Annotated in this window: 3 protein-coding genes and 1 pseudogene; 1 reads left to right on the top strand and 3 read right to left on the bottom strand. The window is 58.6% G+C overall.

From position 1 onward, the window contains the following. From ACMTNU_RS20275 to ACMTNU_RS20265, 3 genes and pseudogenes are all read right to left on the bottom strand, one after another. Positions 1 to 1,960, bottom strand: a pseudogene (locus ACMTNU_RS20275) (hypothetical protein); the annotation flags it as partial. Between the two features lie 3 nt (positions 1,961 to 1,963). Next, entirely contained in the window at positions 1,964 to 2,680 is a 717-nt protein-coding gene (locus ACMTNU_RS20270) for a hypothetical protein (RefSeq protein WP_413937109.1), read from the bottom strand. 15 nt (positions 2,681 to 2,695) lie between these two features. After that, a complete protein-coding gene (locus ACMTNU_RS20265; protein WP_413937108.1) occupies positions 2,696 to 3,205 on the bottom strand; it encodes a hypothetical protein in 510 nt (169 codons plus the stop codon). 102 nt (positions 3,206 to 3,307) lie between these two features. On the opposite strand from ACMTNU_RS20265, the gene ACMTNU_RS20260 reads away from it, so the two are divergent. Further along, positions 3,308 to 3,522 (top strand): hypothetical protein (locus tag ACMTNU_RS20260; protein ID WP_413937107.1); only part of this gene is annotated, 215 nt, incomplete at its 3' end.

Here is a 3,522-nt window from a genome sequence, read left to right as displayed (position 1 = left end):
GCGGAAGCGGCATCGGTTCAGGCCCGGTCTCTGGCGTCACCGTCACGGGTGGGGCGACTTGTTGAGGCTGCGACAGCATGACGGATTCAGGAGTCGGTACCGGTTGCGCAACAGGCTGAGTCTGCTTGATTAAGAACGGTGGACGCTGCGAGACTGTCAACTCCGAGGGAATGGAGGCGATGAGGTCATGCGGCGAGGGCGATAGCGGGACAGTCTGTTGGATTGACGGCTGAATCGGCTGCGGCATCCTGAGGGGAGTGGTTCGGAGCGGTGATTCCTCCACAAACGGCGATTCCGTCGCCTTGCCTTCATGGGCCTGTTGCTGCTTCCTGATCTTCCTCCCGGCAATGACACCGGACAAGAGCCCCGTCACGGCTCCTGTTACCCCGCCCGCTGCGCCAGAAATGCCTGCCCCTTCCAATAGGCCTCGATTTTCATCGTAGAGTTCTTTGGCGATCGCGTTACTGCCGACCTGTTGCCCCCATTCCTGAATGAATTCCTGAGCTGCGGTGACGCCGGACTCCTTCAGGACCTTGAAGAATCCTCCACCCGTCGCTTTATTGAACCGGTTCAGGAGTCCGGCGATTGGGAGCGATTCGCTAGACCCCACTGCCGACCCAAGCCAGAAGGCTTTCCGTTGCGTCGGCTCATCTGCCCCAAAGGACTTGGCTTCCTCATACTGTTGCGTCCCTTGCGCACCTGCTCCCATGAGAGAAGAAATCGCGCCACCCACGAGAGCCGGAGATTTCGTCGCCGCGCCGACCAAACCGCCCGTCATGAACGCCGCCATACTGCCGACCGCTTGAGGCAATACGCCGACAATAAACTCCTTTTGACTTTCTGGATCTGATGGAAACGCCCGTTTCGCGACACGTTCGACCGCCTGGCCCATCTTGTAGGTGAGACGATCTTCCACTGGCCGCTTGTCCTTCAAGGCTTCCGGCAACCACGCATCGACATCTTTCGACGCAATCGCAATGGATTTGAGGATATCGGCTGGAATGCCTGCCGCGCCTTGAAAGAGATTGTTGGTCGCAAGCGTTAAGGCCTCGCCGAAACTGCGTGGCTTCGGCGTCGCGGCGGCCTGATTCTGCACAACCGTATCGGGCGTCCCGAAGTCCATTGACGACCCGAACCGATCAATTGTTGGCCTGATCTGTGGCGTGACTTGCTGCCGCGCACGCGCATCGATTTTCTTATTGAACTGCTTCGTCAGTCGGTTGTATTCGTCGCGCTGCGCATTGAACTCTTGCGCCTTTTGATTGAAGACGTTCCGCGTCACGTCGTACTGTTCACGTTCCTCGTCCGTCAAGGTTGGGTATTGGCCGGTCCGTATCTGAAACTGCGGATTCACCTTATCGAGTTGTCCCTGCAAATCATCCAGTTCCTTGCGCCGTCTCGTCAGATCAGCAGACTTCTTCTGCATGGTGCGCTGCATTCCGCGCACGTCCAAAGGCGGCACTGGCCGCACGCCAAACCGATCATCCTGGCGTGTGCCAAGTGGAGGAGAATCGGAGAGGGGGACTTGCTGAGCCGATGAGCTGATGGACGGTGCACGTTGAGCCTGTGGCGATTCCGGCATCGGTCGCTGCGCGGGAGCGACCACCGCGTCTGGCGTAGGCGGAGCAGGGAGTTCAGGAGCAGGAACGTCAGGACTCAGGAACGACGGGACGCTGCCGGTGACGGCGGAAAAGGCCCGTTCCAACTTAGGGTAGGGATGGAGTTCTTTTTCTTTGGCGCGTGCCTTGTTGACCTGATCGGTGAGTGCGAGCCGATCAGCCTTGAGCTTGGAGAACTCCTTGCGGCCAGACTTCAGGAACGGCTCGGGGTTGTCGCCTGGATACTGTCCGACCTCCCCTTCGGAAAGAACCTGTTCACGCTCCTCCTCGGGCACTTCATACGGTGCGAACTTGGCCTTCGACCGCTCTAACCAACTGTCCCACTCTCCAAGGGTCGGCATGGATCAATAGTCGTCGTCCCGTGAGAACATGGCATCCATCAGGCCTTGCTTCGCAAACTGGTCAAACTTCCTGTCCTCGTCATCCGCATCACCATAGAGGGAATCCGGGATCTGGCCCTTGGGACCCAGCTTGACACCGTTCTGTTGCAGCATCTTCACCAGCTTATCCCTGGTCACCTTGGCCTCATTGAGATGCATCATCTGTTGCCGAATCATGCCCAGCGTTCGAGGATCATCGGGCCTGAACATGTCAGGATACTCTTTCTGGAAATGTTCCAACCGGTCATGGGCTTCCTTATTTTTCTCGAATGAATTGTACAGCTTGCTATATTCCCGGTCGGCCCGTCGGCGTTGCCGTCGTAGATCAACGGCCCTCTGATAGTTTTGACGAATCCGTTTTCCACGTTCGTACAGCTTTTTTTGTTCGTCGTCGAACCACTCGGGGTATTGCGGTTGCTGATCTTCCGGTGACGCCACCGTCATCGCCGTCGGCTGCCCCATCGCTTGAGTCGGCATGGCCTGCGGCATGGTCTCCTCTTCGTTGTCAGGCACGAGGGCTAACGCATTCGACTGGCTCGGCTGTTCTGGTTGGGCTTGAGGCATCCCACCCGTAGAGGGTCCTCCCGCCGGCGCGACCCCCATCGGTCGAGCCTCGGCTGAGAACTCGTTGCCTGGATTCGCCGCGTACCGCTCTCCTCGAAGTAACGCTAATGCACCCATTGTCGCGCTCCTTTCTTATTCCCCATCCATCCGCAGGTACCGATACATCGGCTCCCCAAAGGTCCGTGGCTGCTTTATGATCGGAGGTCGCGCCACTGGCTCTTGCGGCTTCCACATCGGATTGGGCATGTTCGGCAGAGCACTCGGCTGCCTGGCGAGTGCCAAACTCTGCCCACTCGTCGGCATTGCCATCGGCATCGGTCTCGGCATGGACGGGTTGCCGTATTCCGGCCCACTGCGCCGTTGAAACATTCGTCCCATAAAGCTGGTCGGCGCTGCTTCTCGCGTGACTTGATAGGGCGTTCCGCTGCCATCTCTCCTCACGCCCGTCGCTGGCCCTCCCACGACCGCACCCCCTCCACTCAACGGAGTGGTCCTGTCTAACGGAGTGCCGTCCCAGCCCATCCCGAACGCCAGCCGGTCACGGTACAGCTTCATGGCATTCCGCTGCTGCATCGCTGGCAAGATCATCCTGGATATATTCTGGACACCTTCGTTGAATCCCTGCCCTACTCCATACGCCATACTGCCCTCCTTTCCATCTTGCCCCCCTTGACGGGAACCACAACGGAGATTATCGTATTGGTAGATACATCATCTTCCATCAACCTCCGAGGAGGTCTTGCGATGTTGGCCATATTATTCATAATGGGACTGCTGGCTCTTCCTGTCAACGCCTCTGCTGAAGTCACCGTCAACATCTGCTCTCCATGGGGCGGATGCCGCCCTGCTGATCTGTCCACATCGGCGGAGCCTGTTGCTCCGGCACCGGTCAAACCTGCCTGCACAGGAGCGTCGTGCGTGTTGGGCGTCTCGAACGAGATGCTGCCGCCTCCCGCGCC

This window comes from Nitrospira sp. BLG_1, from assembly GCF_047338595.1.
In the GTDB taxonomy this organism is placed as follows: domain Bacteria; phylum Nitrospirota; class Nitrospiria; order Nitrospirales; family Nitrospiraceae; genus Nitrospira_D.
Note: the sequence above shows the minus strand (reverse complement) of the source record. Positions and strands in the feature narration are given on the sequence as shown.